Genomic DNA, 18,178 nt, shown 5'->3' with positions numbered 1-18,178 from the left:
TATCTTTTATTTCGTATACTTCATTTGGGCTAGGACATCCTCCACCCGTTTGGGCTAGGGGAAGATCGCTTGTTTGAGCGATGCCTCTCGCGTTGCTCCGTTCCATCATTCAGAGCAGAAGATTTCGGATCGAATGTGATAGTTGGAAGGAGCCGCCCGGATGGAAATAGCGAGCCGCGAGTTCTCCCGCAAGGACATGCTGAAGATGGGGCTCCTGGGGAGCGCGGCGTTCCTGCTCCCCCTCGAGCGCATGGCGCGGACCCAGATCGCGGTGGCGGATCGCCTTCCGACCGAGCAGTTACCGCCGCCCTTCCAGCTCGATTTCGTAAAGCCGCCGGTGGCCGAGCCCGTGCACAGCTCGGCGACCACCGACTACTACGAGATGGCGATGAAGTGCGAGGAGGTGGAGATCCTCCCCGGTCTCCCCAAGACCGAGGTCTGGGGCTACGAGGGGATCACCCCGGGGCCCACGATCGAGGTCAGGAAGGGACGCAACGTCGTCGTGCGGCACAAGAACGAGATCGACGACATCGACCACAAGCACACGTCGGTGCACCTGCACGGCAACGCCTCGCTGCCCCAGTACGACGGCTACGCCAACGACACGACCGCGCCGGGGGAGTACAAGGACTACCACTACCCGAACAACCAGGACGCTCGCACGCTGTGGTACCACGACCACGGGGTGCACGACACCGCGCTCAACGCCTATATGGGCTGCGCCGCCTTCTACATCACCCACGACGAGCTGGAGGACCGGCTGCCCATTCCCAAGGGCGACTACGACGTCCCGCTCGTCCTCAGGGACGCGATCTTCGGCACCGACGGCTCGCTGATCTTCGACGACGGCGAGAGCCGCAGCGGGCACGACAGCTTGTTCGGCGACGTGATCCTGGCGAACGGGAGGCCGTGGCCGGTGATGGAGGTGGAGCGGCGCAAGTACCGCTTCCGCGTCCTCAACGCCTCCATCTCCCGGGGCTTCAAGCTCGCCCTCTCCACGGGCGACCCGCTGACGGTGATCGGGACCGACGGGGGCCTGATGCCCGAGCGGGTCGAAACCAGAGACCTGGTGGTCGGGATGGCCGAGCGCTACGAGTTCGTGATCGACTTCGCGAAGTACGAGATCGACCAGCAGATCGTGCTCCAGAACCTCGGGGTCGAGAACAACGTCGACTACCCCACGACGGGACAGGTCATGCGCTTCGACGTGAAGGAGGAGGCGAAGGATCTCTCCAACAACGAGGTGCCCGCGGTCCTCAACCCCCACAACGAGGTCATGAACCTCGAAGAGGTGCCGGGCCTCCCCGTCCGGCGGTTCGAGTTCGGGCGCACGGGCGGCATGTGGACGATAAACGACGAGATCTGGGACCCCAACCGGGTCGACGCGAACCCGCAGCCCGACAGCCTGGAGATCTGGGAGTTCACCAACAAGTCCGGCGGCTGGTTCCACCCGATTCACGTCCACCTCGTGGACTTCAGGATCCTCTCGCGCACCGACGGGGCGAACCCCGGCGTCAGGCCCTACGAGCGGGGCCCCAAGGACGTCGCCTACGTCGGCGAGAACGAGACGGTCAGGGTGCTCATCAAGTTCGGCCCCCAGAAGGGCAGGTACATGATGCACTGCCACAACCTCGTCCACGAGGACCACGACATGATGACCCAGTTCGAGGTCGGCTCGGGCGGTCCGGCCTGGGCGTCGGTCCCGGCGAAGCCCATCTCCGAGGCGCCGCCACTGTTCGAGGAGGACGACTCCGGCGGCGGGAGCCCGGGGGGTGGGTCCGGCGGCGGGAGCCCCGGCGGCGGGAGCCCCGGTAGTGGGTCGGGCGGGAACCCCGGCCCGGTGGCCAACGCCGCCCCGGTCGTTACGCCCCTCAGGCCCCGGCACAACTCCCGGACCCGCGACTTCACGCCCACGCTAGTCGCGAGGGTCAGCGACTCCGGCACCGACCTCTCCAAGGGGAACATGCGCCTGTACCTGGACAACCGCGAGGTGAAGAACTTCGCCTACAACCGGGCGACGAATACGCTCTCCTACACCAGCCGGAAGCTCCGGCGCGGCCGTCACGTCGCCAGGATCGTCGCCGCCGACGCGCAGGGGCGGAGGACGACGAAGACTTGGAACTTCAGCGTCGTCAGGTAGCGCGGCCGGCGTTCTCGGAACGCCGCCGCGGGGGGGAAGGGGGCTCGGGCATGCAGGACACGGGGCTCGACGCCTACGGCCCCCGGTCCGGCGAGGCTCCGGCCGAGGCCTCTTTGGAGCAGGGCGTGGGGCTGGTCGTCGTGGCGGCGGTGCTCTCCCTCGTGGCCGCCCTGGTCCACCTGTGGATGGTGCCGGGATACGCCTGGATCTGGTGGGGATACGGCGTCTTCTTTCTCTCCACCGCCCTCGCCCAGGGCCTCCTCGGGGTGGCCCTGCTGCGCTGGCCGGCCGCCCCGGTCGTCGTGGCCGGCATCTCGGGCAACCTCGCCGTGATGCTGCTCTACGTCTTCACGCGCACCTCCGGCGTACCCTTCGGCCCGCACGCCGGCAAGGTGGAGGACGCGGGGCTGCTCGACATGACCGCCACGCTGGCCGAGATGGGCCTCGTCGTCCTCCTGGTCACGCTCCTCTCCGGCGCTTACCGCAGGGTCGTGATCAACGCCCTGCTCCTCCTCGGCGCAGCGGTGTGGGCGCTCAGGCTCCTCGGGGGCTCTCTTGAAGCACCCCCCGCTCGCCCCGGCCCCGCTCGATCGACGTTCCGGCCGGGCCTCCTCACCGCGTCGACGGCGACTTCGGCGGCGTCACGCGTACGCCGGCGACCGCGACACGAGGTGGGAGAGGCACCCGGCGCGTCGCGCGGATGGACCTCGTGGTGGTGCTCGCGCTCTCCGTGATCTTTGTCTTCGGCGTCGTGCGCCCGTTCGTGGCCGAGCCTTTCCTGATCCCCTCCGGGAGCATGAGCCCCACGCTCGAGCCCGGCGACCGCGTCCTCGCGGCCAAATCCGCCTACCGGCTCACCGAGCCCGGGCGCGGGGACCTGGCGGTCTTCGAGGACGGGGGCGGCGCGGTCATAAAGCGCGTGGTCGGGCTGCCGGGGGATGAGATCTCCGTCGAGGACGGCGTCCTCGTGGTGAACGGGGAGTTCGTGCGCGAGCCCTACGTGGACTACGGGCTCACCGACTCCAGCTTCTTCGGCCCGGAGACCGTCCCCGAGGGGCACGTCTTCGTGATGGGGGACAACCGCTCCAACTCCCTCGATTCGCGCACCACGGGACCCGTCCCCGAGGAAGACCTGTTGGGCCGCGCCGTGCTGCGCTTCTGGCCCGTGGAGAGGGCCGGGGCCCTTTGAGGAGGACCGTGTCCCGCACCGTCACCTGACGCCGCTCTCGCGCCGGCTTCGGCCGTCGCGCGGGAGGCGAGCCGGGCACGAACCCTCGAATAGCGCTCCCCCCGTCGGCGCGCCCCTGCGCCCTCTAGCCCAACTGGGGTAGTCAAAGATCATCCATCTGCGCGATGGCCCGTTCGCGGGCCTGGTCCACCATTAAGGCCAGGTCGAGGAGATCCGAGCGGGAGGACTTAGATGGCAGCGCAACCGGCACCGGCGAGATTGGCAGACTCCGGCATCAACCTTACGATGGCGGAGCTCGCCGTCTACGCCGCCGGGCTGCTCTCGGTGGCGGCCGGGGTGATGCACCTGTGGGCCGCCCCCGAGCACCTCTCCGAGTGGTGGGGCTACGGGGCGTTCTTCCTCGCCGCCGCGGCGGCGCAGGGCCTCTACGGCCTCGCCCTCCTCAGGTGGCCCACCCGGTCCCTCGCCCTGCTCGGCGTCTACGCGAACCTGGCGCTCGTCGCCCTCTACGCGGCGACGCGCACGAGCGGCGTCCCCTTCTTCGGGCCGCACGTCGGTGACGCGGAGGCGGTAGGGGCGCTCGACCTCGCCGCCGTCTCCGCCGAGCTCGGCCTGATCCTGGCGCTGATCCCGCTCTCCGGCGCCCACCGCAGCCTCGCCTCCTGCCTCGTCCCCGGCGCCGCCCAGGTGCTCGGGGCCGGCCTCGTTCTGCACCTGCTCCGGGCCGGGACCCACGGGTCCCACGACGGCCTTTCCGAGGGGTGGCTGCTCGGCGCGATCCCCGCGCTGCCGCTCTCCCTCCTCGCGCTCCTGGCCTCCGCGCCGCTCGCCCGGTCGGCCTCCTCCTACCTCTTCGGGGACGACCGGGGCCCCTCGCCCCGGCTCCTCTGGGCGCTCGCCTCCGCCGGAACGTACGCGGTCGCGCACGCGGCGGCGGGCGCGCCGGCCTCCCTCGTCGAGGCCGGGCGCGACGCGGGCGTCGTGCTCGGCGTCTCTTCCGTCGTGCTCTTCGCGGTCGCAGCCCTCCGGGGCGCGCCGTGGGAGGAGCGCCGGTCCTTCGGCCTCTGGCACCCGCGGGCGTTCGCGGGGGCCGCGGGCCTCGCGGCCGGCCTCGCCGTCCTCGCCGGCCCGACGATCTTCGGCCACGACTTCTCGCCCTCGGCCGAGGCCCAGCAGGCGGGCGGGGAGTGCAACGCCGGGAGCGCCAACCGCTCCTACGACGTCGCCGCCGTAAACGTGGAGATCCCCTTCAACCGCTGGGGCGACCTCGACCCGGACGGCCAGGTCTACGTGCTGCAGGGCGACAAGGAGGCCGTCAAAAACTGGCACAAGCCGCTCGCCGCCGAGGCCTCCCAGGACTCCGCCGAGAACAGGCGCCTCAGGCCGCGGCCCCTGATCCTCAGGGCCAACGTCGGCGAGTGCGTCGAGGTCCAGTTCACGAACGAGCTCAACGACCGGCAGTGGGGCGGGCGCCTCACGAACCCGCGCGCCTCCATCCAGGCCCGGGGCGTCTCCTACAACGCCCAGACCTCCGACGGCGGCGCCGTCGGCTTCAACGAGGACACGAGCGTCCCCAACACGCCGGGGCAGAACAAGATCACGTACTACTGGCGCGTCCCGAACGAGGAGGGGATGCACCTCTTCCGCAGCCAGACGATGAGCAGCGGCGAGGAGGAGGACGCGGGCTCCAACGCCCACGGCCTCTACGGCGCCATCGCCGTCGAGCCCGCGGGCTCGGCCTGGACCGACCCCGAGACCGGGAAGCCGATCTACGCGGGCCAAGGGCGCGTCGACCGCGTGACCAAGGACCACGGCGACCCCTACGTCGACGCCGACATCCATGCGCCGGGCGCGCCCTCCTTCCGCGAGAGCGCCCAGCTCGCCCAGGACTACAACGAGGTCCAGCCCGGGATGGTCGGTCACGGCTTCAACTACGGCACCGAGCCGCAGCGCAACAGGGAGCACCATCCCCTCCCCGACGGGCTCGGCGAAGAGGTCTCGCTCTCCTCGTGGGGCTACGGCGACCCGGCCCTGATCAAGCTCGCCAGCGGCAAGGCGACCGCGGAGAGCCCGTGGGAGCCCGGCAAGGAGGACTGCGGCCTCCAGACGCGCCTCGAGGGCAAGGGCTCGTGCTACGTCTCCAACGTCACCCACGCCTACCCGAACGACCCGACCAAGATCCGCTACGCCATGGCGGGCGTGGCCGAGACGCACGTCTTCCACCTGCACGCCAACCAGTGGCTCGCCAACCCCAAGGACACGGCGGCCTTCGACGCGTCGGGCAACACCCGGAAGGACCCGGGCTCGGCGACGCTCGACTCCCAGACCTTCGGTCCCGGCGAGTCCTTCACGGCCGACCTGCTCTACGGGGCCGGCAGCCAGCCGGGGACGGTGGGCGACTCGATCTTCCACTGCCACCTCTACCCGCACTTCGCCGAAGGGTTCTGGTCGCTCCTCCGGGTACACGACGTCCGCGAGGACGGCACCACGAAGACCCCCGACGGCACGAAGGTCCGGGAGGTCAAGCCGCTGCCGGACCGAAACGCGCCCGCCGGTCCCTCGGCCGAGAACCCCGGCTTCCCCCGCTTCGTCCCGGCGAGTACGGCTGGCGCGCCCCGCAGGCCCCGGGCAGCATCCAGGAGCCCGACGCCGCCGACCCGACGAAGAAGGTCGACGCGATGAGGATCGTGGCCGGCAAGGCCCTCGACCCGGCGCTCGCCCCCGACGACGCGGATCCGGCGAAGGCCGAGATCGCGAGGAAGCTCGACGTCGAGAAGAACGCCCAGAGGTACAACCTCAAGGGTGCCGAGCCCAAGCCGGGCGCCCCCTTCCGCGACCCCTGCCCCTCGGGCGCCCGCGAGGTGACCTACGACGTCTCCGTCATGCAGCGCGACGTGGTCTACAACGAGGCCGGCTGGCACGACACCCAGGGTCGCTTCCTGGTCCTGGACAAGGACGTGCCGAAGATGATGGAGAAGAACCCGGACGGCTCGTACAAGCACCAGCCGGAGCCGCTCTTCACGCGGGTCAACGCGGGCGACTGCATCAACTTCAACCTGACGAACCTCCTGCCGAACTGGTTCGGGAACGACGCCTTCCAGAAGCTCGTCCAGACCAACATGATGGGCCAGCACATCCACCTCGTTAAGTTCGACGTGCTCGCCTCCGACGGCTCCTCCAACGGCTGGAACTACCAGCAGGCCGCCTTCACCAAGGAGCAGATGGACTTCAACCGCAAGGTCATCGCCGGCGAGCAGCCCTGCAGCAAGCAGAGTGGGTGCAAGCTTCCGGACCCGGCGACGTGGAACGCCGCGTGGAACGGGGACACGCAGCCCGGGCAGACCATCCGCGAGCGGTGGTACGCCGACTACGAGCTGAAGACCGTCTTCAGCCACGACCACCACTTCGCGGCGATCGACCAGAACCGCGGGCAGTTCGCCGGTCTCCTGGTCGAGCCCGAGGGGATGGACTTCCGCAACCCCAAGACCGGGCAGTTCTACGCCCCCATAAACAACCCCGCCAACGGCCCGGCCTGCGGCAGCTCCTGCAAGGGCGAGGCCGTGGGGACCTCGATGGACATCATCGGCCCCGGCGCCAGGGACGACTTCCGCGAGTTCGGCCTCGCGGTGCAGGACTTCGTCTCCCTCACCCGTAAGGGCGGCGACCCGACCAACCGCGCGGACGTCTTCGTCGGCCCGAACGCCCCCGAGGCCTACCCCGACGAGGACCCCGGCATCGTCGGCGTCAACTACCGCAACGCCCCCTTCCCGCTGAGGCAGGAGAAGAACGGGCAGAAGGTCGACCCGGCCTACACCTTCAGCTCCTCCGTCTTCGGCGACCCGGCCACGCCGCTTCTGGAGGCCTACGCCGAGGACCCGGTGCAGATACGCGTGATCCAGGGCTCCCAGGAGCACCAGCACGTCTTCGCGGTGAACGGGATGCGCTGGCGCGAGGACGCCGAGGACCCGGAGTCGCCGTTCGTCGGCACCCAGGACATCGGGATCTCCGAGGCGTTCAACATGAAGGTCCCGAAGATGGAGTGCGGCGCGAACGACGCGGCGTGCGCCGGGGACTACCTCTACTCCTCGACGAACCTCGACGACCTGTACATGGGCATGTGGGGCATCTTGAGGGCCCGCGGCAAGCAGGTCCCGAGCCTCCTGCCCCTGCCGGACAACGCCACGCCGACGCAGCCGACCGACGCGACCGCCCCGACCACGACGATCCCCGCCGACGAGGGCGCGCCCACGAGCACCGGCTCCAACTCTCTTGCGCCGCCCGAGGCCAACTCGCCGGGGACGCCCTGCGCCCCCGGAGCGCCGTCGCGCAAGTACAACGTCGTCGCGATGGAGGCGAACATCAAGTACAACAAGCAGGGCGACCACGACCCCTACGGCCTGATCTACGCCCTCGCCGAGGACGAGGCCGCGATCAAGAGCGGCGCCAAGAAGCCCGAGCCCCTGACGATCCGGGCGAACGAGGGCGACTGCGTAGAGGTGAGGCTCACGAACAAGCTGACCCCGAAGTTCCTGGAGCACAAGGGGGCCGCCGACGGCGACGCCATGCCGCCCTTGGAGCCCATGACGGGCACCCCCGCGGGCCTCAGGGTCTCCCTGCACCCGCAGACCGTCCAGTTCGACGTGCGCGGCTCCGACGGCACGGCCGTGGGCTACAACCGCGACCAGACGGTGGCCCCGGGCGAGTCGAAGCTCTACCGCTGGTACGCCGACGACGTCAGCCCCGGCGAGATCGGCGCGACGAACCTCACGGACTTCGGCGACGTGCGCGGGCACCGCCACCACGGCCTCTTCGGCGGCCTGAACATAGAGCCCAGGGGCTCGACCTACCACGACCCGAAGACCGGCCAGGAGATAAGGAGCGGCGTGAGCGCCGACATCAGGGTGCCGGACGGGAAGGACTTCCGCGAGTTCACGACCTTCTTCCAGGACGGCCTGAACCTCCGCGACGCCTCCGGCGCGCCCATACTGAACGTCCCGGACCCGGCGGCCCCGCACATCGAGGAGCCGGGGGCGCCCGCCGAGGCCCCCGAGCCGCCCGGCGCCGAGGCCCACGACCACATCGACCAGGGGGAGAAGGGCTTCAACTACGGCTCGACGCCCTTCAAGCACCGCCTCGGCGGGCGGGAGGCCGCGCTGGCCACGGAGACGAGCCCCCTCGACGGCAAGCAGCTGGCGAACGTCTACAGCTCCAGGGCCAACGGCGACCCCGACACCCCGGTCTTCAGGGCCTTCGCCGGCGACGCGGTCAGGATGCGCGTCCTGCAGGGGGCGGACAAGCAGCGCCAGCACACCTTCGAGATGCTCGGGCACGCGTGGCAGCAGTTCCCCGGCGACGGGAGCTCGCCCCTGGTCTCCGCCCAGGGCGGGTTCAGCGTGGGCCGCGCCCTCAACGTCCACCTGCCGAGCGCGGGCAACGGCTTCGCCGGCGACTACCGCTACGCCGACGGCATGTACCGCCACAACCTCTCCGGCGGCCTCTGGGGCCTCATGCGGGTCTACCCGAAGCCGGCGTCCGGCGCCCTAGATCCGACCCCGGTTCCCGACACGGATAACCCGCGGGCGAACGGGAACCACCCGATCCTGCCCCTGGAGATCTCGCCGTCCGCCACCACCGTCGGCCTCGCTGCCCCCACGAGCGTGGACTACGGCAAGGGCGGCACGCTCTCCGGCAAGCTGCTGCGGGGCGCCGACCCGATCGTGGGCAGGCAGGTCATCCTCGAGCACAAGCCGGTTGGTGCCGCGGCCTTCTCCGAGATCAAGCGCGCCGACACCGCCGCCGGCGGGGCCTACAGCTTCGCCGGGATCGTGCCCAAGAAGAACACCGACTACCGGGTGCGCTTCGCGGGCGACGCGAGGGTCGGGTTCCAGGCCTCCCAGAGCCCCGTGAAGCGGATTCAGGTCAAGGCCCTCGTCTCCAACACCACGGCGATAACCAACCTCAAGCTCGGGCAGTCCCGGACGCTTACGGGCACGGTTACGCCGAACGTCGCGGGCTCGGTGAAGGTGACCATCAAGCGCAACGGTGCGGTCATCTCGACCCGGAGCGTGGCCCTGAGCGCCTCCCGCTACAGCTTCGCCTACAAGCCGCCGAGCGTCGGAAGCTACTCGGTGAGCGTCAACTTCGCCGGCAACGCCGATTATGCGCCCAACACCAGCCCGCCGAGGACCTTCACCGTAGTCCGCTAGGCGAGCGACACGGTCTCGTGGCGCGGTGCCCCGCCCAAACCCGGGCGGGGCACCGCGCATCGGCGGATCCAGGCTGCCGATGCGCGGGACGGGTGGCCTGCGTCGACGCCAGTGGGATCGAGGGGCGAAGGGGGCCGCTCCCTACTCCGCCCGGAGGGACCTTCCCCGGTACGGGAGGCACCTCTCGAGTCGTCGCCGAGCCTCTCGCTAGCCCACCTGGGCTAGCGAAAGATCGTCCATGTGCGCGATGAAGCCGCGCGTGGTGGCGGCCTACGATAGGAGGTGCAACAGGAGCTCTTGCGCGAGCGGGGGAGAAGGATGAGGATGGGTGCGATCAGCGAAGTGGGCAAGCAGAGGCTCGAAGTCCGACGGGGTGTGCCTGCCCCGCCTCATTTCACCCCCGGATTCTCCTTCGAAGGGAGGAGCACGGTGTCGCCGCGTCGGGGATCGCTCTTGAGTTCCCGGTACGCGCGTTCTCTCGTGGCGGCAGCGTGCCTGATGCTGGTTTGCATTGCGTCCCCGATGGGGCTGTCGAGGTCAGCCGGCGCGCTCCCGGAGGCCGAGGGCTTCGCGGTCGCTACTACCTCTAGAGACCAGCTCCACCCCGACGTGAACGGCGGGGTGGCGGTCTGGGAGGACCGGCGCGACGGCAACTCGGACGTCTACGGCAGGAGCGTGCCCGACGGTGAAGAGTTCCAGATTTCGGGCGCCCCCGGGGACCAGCGTGAGCCCAAGATCGACGGTAACCTCGTGGTCTGGGAGGACCGGCGCGACGGCAACCCGGACGTCTACGGCTACGACCTCTCTACCAGGCAAGAGTTCCGCATCACCGAGAGCCCGTCGGACGAGCGCAAGCCCGACGTGTACGGCAACCTAGTGGTCTGGGAAGACAACCGCAACGGCGATTGGGACGTCTACGGCTACGACCTCTCGACCAGGCAGGAGCGGGAGATCGCCGCGACCAGCCCTGGCAATAAGCGTAACGTGGCGATAAGCGGACACACCGTCGTCTGGCAGGACGACCGCCGGGGCATCGGACACTCGGACGTCTACGCCAAAAACCTCTCGAACGGGGAGGAGTTCTCGGTCAGCACCGATCCAAGCTTCAAAGACCAGCCCGCCATAAGCGGCTCCACGGTCGTGTGGCGTCAGGAGGGCCCGAACAACTACGACATCTTCGGCAGGGACCTCGCCGCGGGAGAAGCGTTCCAGGTGACCACGAACACCGCGGACCAGTACTCACCCGTGGTCAGTGGGCACCTCGTCGTCTGGGTCGACGGTAGGAACGGCAACGCGGATATCTACGCCAAGGACCTCTCGACGGGCCGGGAGTTTCCGGTCAGTACGGGCGCCGGCTCGCAGGAGACCCCCGCCGTAGACGGCGAGACCATACTCTGGGAGGACCAGCGTGCGAGCGACCCGAACTACGGCACCTGGGACGTCCGCGGCTCGACGGTGGACCTCGCTCCCGCGGCTCCCCCGGGGGCGACGGCGGCCGGTAGGCTCGGGGGCGTGGATCTGCGGTGGACCGCCAACGGGGAGAGCGACCTCGCCGGTTACAACCTCTACCGCGCGGCCTCTCCCGACGGCGCATACGAGAAGCTGAACCCCGACGCCTTGATCTCCGCAACCTCCTACGCGGATGCGACGGCGCCCAAGAGGGCGGTATCCCACTATAGGATCACGGCCGTCGACAAGGCCGGCAACGAGTCCGCGCCCGCCGTCGCGCACGGCACCTCGTTCGCGGTCCCCGAGTTGAGCCTGGCTCCGAACGTTTCGGTGACCAACTATGTTGGCTCGGTCATCCTTTCGGGCCGGCTCACCTCCAACGGGACACCGATCGCCGATGAGCAGGTGATCCTGGAGCAGAAGCCCGTCGGCGCCGGCAGCTTCGGCCCGGTCCCGGGCGGGAGCCTCACGACGAGGGCCGACGGTACGTTCTCCCTCTCCAACGTGAAACTGGCTCAGAACACCGAGTATCGGGCCCGGTTCGCGGGGCGACCGGGCGCGGCGCTGGCTCCTTATGCGAGCGCCTCCAAGATGGTCAGCGTAAGGGCCGTGGTCACCCTGAGCACCTCGGCCACCGTCTTGAGATCGGGGCAGGCCGTGACCCTCTCCGGGGCCGTCGCTCCCAAACACGCGGGCACGATCAAGCTGACCATCAAGCGTAACGGGGCGTCGATAGCCACGAGGTACGCATCCTTGAACAGCGGCTTGTACCGCTTGGCGTACACGCCGCCCGCGGCGGGCAGCTACTCCGTGGTGGCCAGTTTCGGCGGCGATGCGGACCATGCTGGGGGGACGAGCGCCGCGAGGGGATTCGGGGTGTCCTAGCCAGAGAACGTTTGATATGATCGGTTCAAGGAAGAAGGGTTCGGTGAGGAGAGAAGCAATGAGACGGACGTTGATCCTGCTTACCGTCGTGGTCGTGTCGCTGGTGATGTTTGCGGGAGTTGCGCTGGCTGCGGTCGTCAACGGCAACAACGGCAACAACACCCTCGTCGGGACCAACGCCGCCGACAGCATGCGCGGCTATGGTGGCGACGACACGATGCACGGGCGCTACGGCAGCGACTACATGGATGGCGGTTTGCTGCGTGACACGATGTACGGCGGGCCGGGTTACGATGGGATGTACGGCGGGTCCGGTAACGACCGGATGTACGGCGGCTACGACCACGACAGCACGATCAACGGCGGCCCGGGCAACGATCTCGTCGCCGGGGAGAGCGGCAACGACAGGCTGTTTGGCGGTCCCGACCGCGATCAGCTCTACGGAGGCGTCGAGAACGACTACCTCCATATCGCGGGCGACGGGGTAGCGGATGCTGTCAGCTGCGGTCCCGGGTTCGACACGGTCGTTGCCGACGCCGCCGATTTCGCCGGTGCCTCCCCGACCGAGTTCCTCGAGCTCACAAGCTGCGAGAGGCTCGGTTAACGCCGGGGCTTCAGGGCGCGGCGCCGGGGTAATTGTCTCGTTTGTAGACCGACCGGGGGCCGAAGCGGGTCATCCGTTCCGAAGTCGTCCGGATCGGTCTCGCGCCACGTGTTATCGAAGCGGTAGCGGCAGCTCTGCGGCTGGGGAGCAGTAGAGGCTCGAGAGCTCCCTGAGCCGCAGGACGGCTCGATCTTCTTTCGTCCGATCGAAACGGTCGGGTCCGGTGCCCGCAAGCTCGGGCTCTGCGTCCGATCGGCCGCGAGGTCGTCCTTCGGGGCTTCTCTCGTTGCTCCGGTGTGCTGTGGGCGCCGTATGTCAGCGCGACTACGAACGGGAGCGGCAACGGCGGCAAACGTGTAGGGGACGCTGCGTCTCGGTCGCTCTCTTATCGTTCGAGGCGCGGGTCGAGGCGTTGCGTCCCTCAAACTGGCCCAACTGGGTTAGAAAAAGATCACGTGTATGTAGGATGCCTCTCCCGTGCCGACAGGCAATCATGTCTTCGAAGATCCCGACAAAGAACCGGGCGACGAGCTACGGTCTCGCTCTCTGGGGCGGAACGAGTCGCCGTGGCGCTACCCTCGGACGCGGCTTGCGGACGATGTAGAGGAGGAGACGATGGTAGGAGGGTCGCCTGGTGGGCGTGATTCGGGAGGAGAGAGGGCGCTTTTCCGTACCTGGCCGGGCGCGGCCGGCGGTCTCCTGCTTCTAGCCCTGCTCGTATCCCTGACCGCCCTCCTGCGCCCCGCGGATGCGGTGGTGCCGGGCAAGCAATTCGTCGTCTCCGATAGCGGTGGCGACAAGACCTCCCCCTCGCTAAGCGGCGGCCTCGTGGTCTGGGACGACAAACGGAACGGAAACTCCGACATCTACGGAAAAAGACTTCTTCCCGCCGGACAGACCGAGTTCCCCGTGACCGCTCACCCCGGCAACCAGCGTCGGCCTGCCGTGAGCGGCGACTTCGTGGTCTGGGAGGACGACCGCAACGGCGACTGGGACGTCTACGGCAAGGACCTCTCGTTGGGGCCCGGCGCCCCCGAGGTTCCCATCGTCGTCGCCCGTGGCGATCAGCGCAAGCCGAAGATCAGCGGCAAGAAGCTGGTGTGGGAGGACGGGCGGAGGTCGACGGCGAACGCCTACGACCTCGACGTGTACTACAAGGACCTGGCGACCGATCCGCCGGACAGCCAGGGACGGGAGGTGAGCGCGCCGGCCGGCAACCAGACCAACCCAGCCATCAGCGGCGACACCGTCGTGTGGGAGGACGACCGTAACGGCCGTAAGACCATCTACGGGAAGGACCTCGCCTCGGCCGAGGCGGAGTTCTCGGTCGGTGCCGCGTCCGCCTGGCAGGATATGCCCGCCATAAGCGGGAGCTTGGTCGTGTGGCGTCAGGAGGGCGCGAACAACCACGACATCTTCGGCAGGGACCTCATGGCCGAGGATCTGGAGACCGGGCGGGTGTTCCAGGTGACCACGAACGCCTCCGATCAATGGGCTCCGGCAGTCAGTGGCACCGTCGTGGTCTGGTCCGACGGCCGCAACGGGGATAGCGACACCTACGGCAAGGACGTCGCGACGGGCCGGGAGTTCGCGGTGGCGACGGGCGCGGGCCCGCAGGAGACCCCGGCCGTGGACGGCGAGACGGTGGTCTGGGAGGACCAGCGCGCCGGCGACGCCAACTACGGCACCTGGGATATCCACGGCTCGAACCTCGACGCCGCTCCCGCCGCCCCCAACGGGTTGTCGGCAACGGCCGCCGCCAACGGCGTGAATCTCACCTGGAGCCCCAACATCACCGACGCCGATCTCGCCGGCTACAACGTCTACCGCGCCGACGCCAAAAACGGCACGTACACGAGGCTCAACGCCGCTCTGCTCCCTGCCTCCACGGCGTCCTACCTCGAAAAGACGGCTCTGCCGGTGCCCGGCGCGACCTACCGTTACCAGGTCAGAGCGCAGGACGCCGCGGGCAACGAGTCCGCTCCCGCCGCGACGAGCGTCTCGACGCCTCCGACGCCCGCCCCGCCCCAGACCGAGCCGCCCACGAAGCCCCCTGTGATACCGCCCGCTCAACCGCCCGCTCAACCGCCGGTCGCAACCCCTCGGCCCGCTCCCGCGCCCCCACAGGTGGTGATAAACACGCCCAAACCCGTGGTCTCGGTCGGGAAGATCGTACGCATCACCGTCAGAGGCCCTGCATCTGCTGCCAGGCTGACGCTGACCATCAGCCGCAACGGCAAGGTGATCTCGAGAAAGGTCCTACCTCCGAACTCCAGGTTCGCGTTCAAGCCTACCTCCGCCGGTAAGTACACGGTGAAGGCCGGCGCGGGTGACGCTGGCCGGTCGAAAACCTTCCGGGCGCGCTGAAGGATCACGCAAGCGGACACCCGGAGCCGGGGCTCGCCGTTCGGCGAGCCCCGGCCGCGGCGTGAGGGCTCCGTTACCTGGAACCTCCAGTTGGCGGCTATATGGAACGGCTACGCGCGCCGTCGTTCTCACGGGCGCTTCGCCTCGGACCAACGACAGTCGGAGCTTCGAACCCGTTCTCCGCAACTCCGGCGACGTCGTGACCGGCTCGACGAAACGACGGCGGTCGTCGGCCTCTCTCGAATCTGGCCCACGGAGGTCCTACTGGCCGCTCCCTCCGCTCCAGAGTTAGCCCATTTGGGCCAGGCAAAGATCGCCCATACACGCGATGGCGCGAGCGGCTTGCAGGGCCATCATTGGAGTCGTGAAGAACTCTGGAGGAAAGGACGAAACATTCATGCCCCAGCAGACGGCGCCACGGATGCAGGTTGGATACGAAGCGCCTTTCGCGGCCGAACCCGGGAGCGAGGATCCTGCCAGCGGCGGGCGGCGGCGCTCCAACCGCTCGCGCGTGGCGGGGGCGGCGCTCGCGGTCGGTGTCGCGGTCTCGCTAGCGGCCGGCGGCTGGGGCATCTTCTCCTCCCTTGGCGTCGAACCAAGCCCGGCTAGGACCGGGGAGCCGGTCGAGATACCCGGGGGATTCGTGCGCGTCGACGCGATGACCCCAGAGCACATGGCCGCCATGCAGGCCGATAAGTTCGCGGCGAGCGGAATGAACATGTCGTCGATGGGGATGGACATGGCCCCCGAGGGCCAGCGGCGCTTCGTCGTGGACGTCACCCTCGCGGCCGAAGACGGCGCCATGAGCTACTCGCCGGACGACTTTCGGCTCACCGGTGAAGGTGTGGAGGAGAGCGGGCCGCTCCGGGAGACGTTCGAGGAGGGCCAGGCGATCCCCGCCGGCGGCGCGGTCTCGGGGAGCCTGGTTTTCCAGGCACCCGAAGACGCCGATGGGCTAGAGCTCAGCTTCGACGGAGGACGCCCGGTAGCCCTGGACCTTCCGCCGGCGACAGGGGAAGAAGGCCACGGGCACGACGCCCCGGCGAAGGGCCATGGGGACGGCGGCCCGCGCGAGGACGGCCCCGACCACTAGAACGATCCGCGACATCGCGTACGACGAGCCCCGGGTGAGCCCCGTGTCCACGCACGGGGCTCACTCTACGTCTGCGCATCCGCGGCGGGAGATGTGTAGCCCATCTGAGCTAGCAATAAATCGTCCAAACGTGCAATGGCAGGAGCGTCCCCATCGGCGACCCTACAAGCAGCAAGAAGGCGAATTCAAGAGGGTGAGATGGAAGGGTTTGCGGTGAAGTCGGGACAGGACAGGGAGGTGAGATCGCCCACCGCCGTGGCGGGCCGAGAGACCATCAGGCCTGCGTTGCGACCGAGTGGGAGGAGAAGGCGTCTCCGCCACCTGTTCCCTCGCGGGATGGGCTTGTGATCACCGACGAGGGCACAGACGGGGCTCGATGAAGAGCCATCGAACACTCAAAGAAAGGTAAAGAAGTGACCATCGAAATCTCGAAAGAATCATTCAAGGGAAGCGGCGGGGTAAAGAAGATCCTGGCCATCGGTGCCACCGCCCTCATGGCAAGCGTGGCGCTCGCCTCACCGGCGTGGGCCAGCGTCGGCGATGGGCGGCTGCTGGAGGTCGATTACACCAACGACTTCGTGCTGCTCGAGGGCTACCCCGAGGGCGAGGTCACCGTCGAAGTTCTGCGCAGCGGCGTCGACGGGCCCATCGGCACCTTCACCGGAACCGTGGTGGCCGGAGCCGGCGGGGAGCCGTCGGTCCTCGAGATCAACCACGCCGGCGACGACCCCGAGGCGGGCGTCAACGACTGCTGGCAGGACGGGACCCCCAACATCCGCCCCGGCGATCAGGTGCGGGTGACCGGGACCGGAATCGACGACTACACCTTCGTGCGCAACCTGGATTACGAAGACGTGGACGGTCGTATCTTGGGCGTGGCCACCGGTAACGAGCTGGAGAACGGCTCCTTCGTGAACACCCCGATCTCCCTGGCTTCCTCCGATCCCGACGCCGAGCCGCCGACCCTCGACGCGCGGCGCGTGGGCGGCACCGTCGGCTCGAGGGGCACGATCTCCGAGCTCAGCCCCTCCGGCGCGTTCGACGCACCACTCGCGGGCCAGGGCGGCGAGGTCTCCTTGCAGTACATCAACGTCACCGACGACGGCGGAGAAGAATCCACCGTGGCGGGACCGTTCGACGCGACGCCGCCGGACCTCGGCTGCGGCCCCGAGGTGAACGATCCCAACCCCGGCGCGTTCGCGGACGTAACCCCGCCGGACGCGCCCACCGTTCCCGACCTGGCCGCCGCCAGCGACGACGGTGCTTCGAACACGGACAACAAGACCTCCGTCGCCACGCCGACCTTCACCGGAAGCTCCGAGTCCCGTTCCACGGTCGAGCTCCTGGTCGACGGGAACGTGGTGGGCAGCGGGTCGACCGTCGGCGGAAAGTACAGCATCGAGACCAGCGCCATCGGCGTGGGCGTCCACAACGTCACCGCCAGGGCGAAGGACGCGGCCAACAACGTGAGCGCCCCTTCCGGCGCTCTCTCCATGGAGGTACTCGACGTGGTGCCCCCGGCCGCACCAAGCCTCGACCTGGTGGCCGCGAGCGACACCGGCTCCTCCAACGCCGACAACCGCACCAACGACGCAACCCCAACCTTCGCGGGCCGCACCGAGGCCGGCGCATCGGTCAGGATCCTCGTCGACGGGGTGCTGAGGGGCACCGGCACGGCGAACGCCTCCGGTAACTACAGCATCACGACGAGCGCCCTGGCCAACGGCGCCCGCTCCGTCGTCGCCGAGGCCCGAGACGCGGCCGGCAACGCCTCGCGCTCCGCCGCCCTCACCGTCAACGTCGACCTGATCAGGCCCTCCGTCGTGGCCAGAACCCCGGCCGTCAACGCGACGGGTAGGGCGGTGACCACGAACGCGACCGCGACGTTCAGCGAGCCAGTCGTGGGGACGAGCGCGGCGAGCTTCACGCTCAAGCGCGGGACGATCGGGGTCACGTCTGCGGTGACGTACAACGCGGCCAACCGCACGGCGACGCTGAACCCGAACGCGAACCTGCTGCGCAACACGCTGTACACGGCGGCCTTGACGGGCGGGATCAGGGACCAGGCGGGCAACACCCTCGCGCCGGTGAGCTGGAGCTTCAGGACCGTGAGGTAGGCTGATACGACGCCATCGCCGCGCCCCGCGGCGAGCGCAACAAGCGAGGGACCAGCCCGTTTACCGGGCTGGCCCCTCGACCTCTGTAGTCCCGGCGGGGGCCGCCGGGGCTCTGTCTGGTTTGGCGG

At 68.9% G+C, this 18,178-nt stretch carries 10 protein-coding genes; all 10 read left to right on the top strand.

The window, feature by feature from the left end; genetic code table 11:
* The first annotated feature begins 160 nt into the window (after positions 1-160).
* The 10 genes from GBA65_RS13790 to GBA65_RS13745 all read left to right on the top strand — a co-directional run bounded on the left by GBA65_RS13790 (position 161) and on the right by GBA65_RS13745 (position 18,050).
* On the top strand, positions 161-2,140 hold the full coding sequence (locus tag GBA65_RS13790) for a multicopper oxidase family protein (RefSeq protein ID WP_207955775.1): 1,980 nt from the start codon (positions 161-163) through the stop codon (positions 2,138-2,140).
* A gap of 50 nt (positions 2,141-2,190) precedes the next feature.
* Positions 2,191-2,874: a hypothetical protein gene (locus GBA65_RS13785; RefSeq protein WP_166397038.1), complete on the top strand. Its 684-nt coding sequence runs from the start codon at positions 2,191-2,193 to the stop codon at positions 2,872-2,874.
* A complete protein-coding gene (gene lepB / locus GBA65_RS13780; protein ID WP_166397037.1) occupies positions 2,841-3,329 on the top strand; it encodes a signal peptidase I in 489 nt (162 codons plus the stop codon). Before GBA65_RS13785 ends, lepB begins: the two co-directional genes overlap by 34 nt.
* A 231-nt stretch (positions 3,330-3,560) precedes the next feature.
* A complete protein-coding gene (locus GBA65_RS13775) occupies positions 3,561-6,011 on the top strand; it encodes a cupredoxin domain-containing protein (RefSeq protein WP_166397036.1) in 2,451 nt (816 codons plus the stop codon).
* Positions 6,008-9,535 carry an Ig-like domain repeat protein gene (locus GBA65_RS13770; RefSeq protein ID WP_166397035.1) on the top strand — a complete coding sequence of 1,176 codons (3,528 nt, stop codon included), beginning with the start codon at positions 6,008-6,010 and terminating at the stop codon, positions 9,533-9,535. Before GBA65_RS13775 ends, GBA65_RS13770 begins: the two co-directional genes overlap by 4 nt.
* 498 nt (positions 9,536-10,033) lie before the next feature.
* A complete protein-coding gene (locus GBA65_RS13765) occupies positions 10,034-11,869 on the top strand; it encodes an Ig-like domain repeat protein (RefSeq protein ID WP_166397034.1) in 1,836 nt (611 codons plus the stop codon).
* Positions 11,870-11,885: 16 nt separating this feature from the next.
* The gene (locus tag GBA65_RS13760) at positions 11,886-12,473 is read left to right on the top strand and encodes a calcium-binding protein (RefSeq protein ID WP_166397033.1); all 588 of its coding nucleotides are present in this window, start codon (positions 11,886-11,888) and stop codon (positions 12,471-12,473) included.
* 756 nt (positions 12,474-13,229) lie between these two features.
* On the top strand, positions 13,230-14,840 hold the full coding sequence (locus tag GBA65_RS13755) for a hypothetical protein (protein ID WP_166397032.1): 1,611 nt from the start codon (positions 13,230-13,232) through the stop codon (positions 14,838-14,840).
* 421 nt (positions 14,841-15,261) lie between these two features.
* Complete coding sequence (locus GBA65_RS13750) at positions 15,262-15,933, top strand: DUF4352 domain-containing protein (protein WP_166397031.1); 672 nt, start codon at positions 15,262-15,264, stop codon at positions 15,931-15,933.
* Between the two features lie 413 nt (positions 15,934-16,346).
* Positions 16,347-18,050 carry an Ig-like domain-containing protein gene (locus GBA65_RS13745; protein ID WP_166397030.1) on the top strand — a complete coding sequence of 568 codons (1,704 nt, stop codon included), beginning with the start codon at positions 16,347-16,349 and terminating at the stop codon, positions 18,048-18,050.
* Positions 18,051-18,178: the final 128 nt, after the last annotated feature.

This window comes from Rubrobacter marinus, from assembly GCF_011492965.1.
GTDB lineage: Bacteria > Actinomycetota > Rubrobacteria > Rubrobacterales > Rubrobacteraceae > Rubrobacter_F > Rubrobacter_F marinus.
Note: the sequence above shows the minus strand (reverse complement) of the source record. Positions and strands in the feature narration are given on the sequence as shown.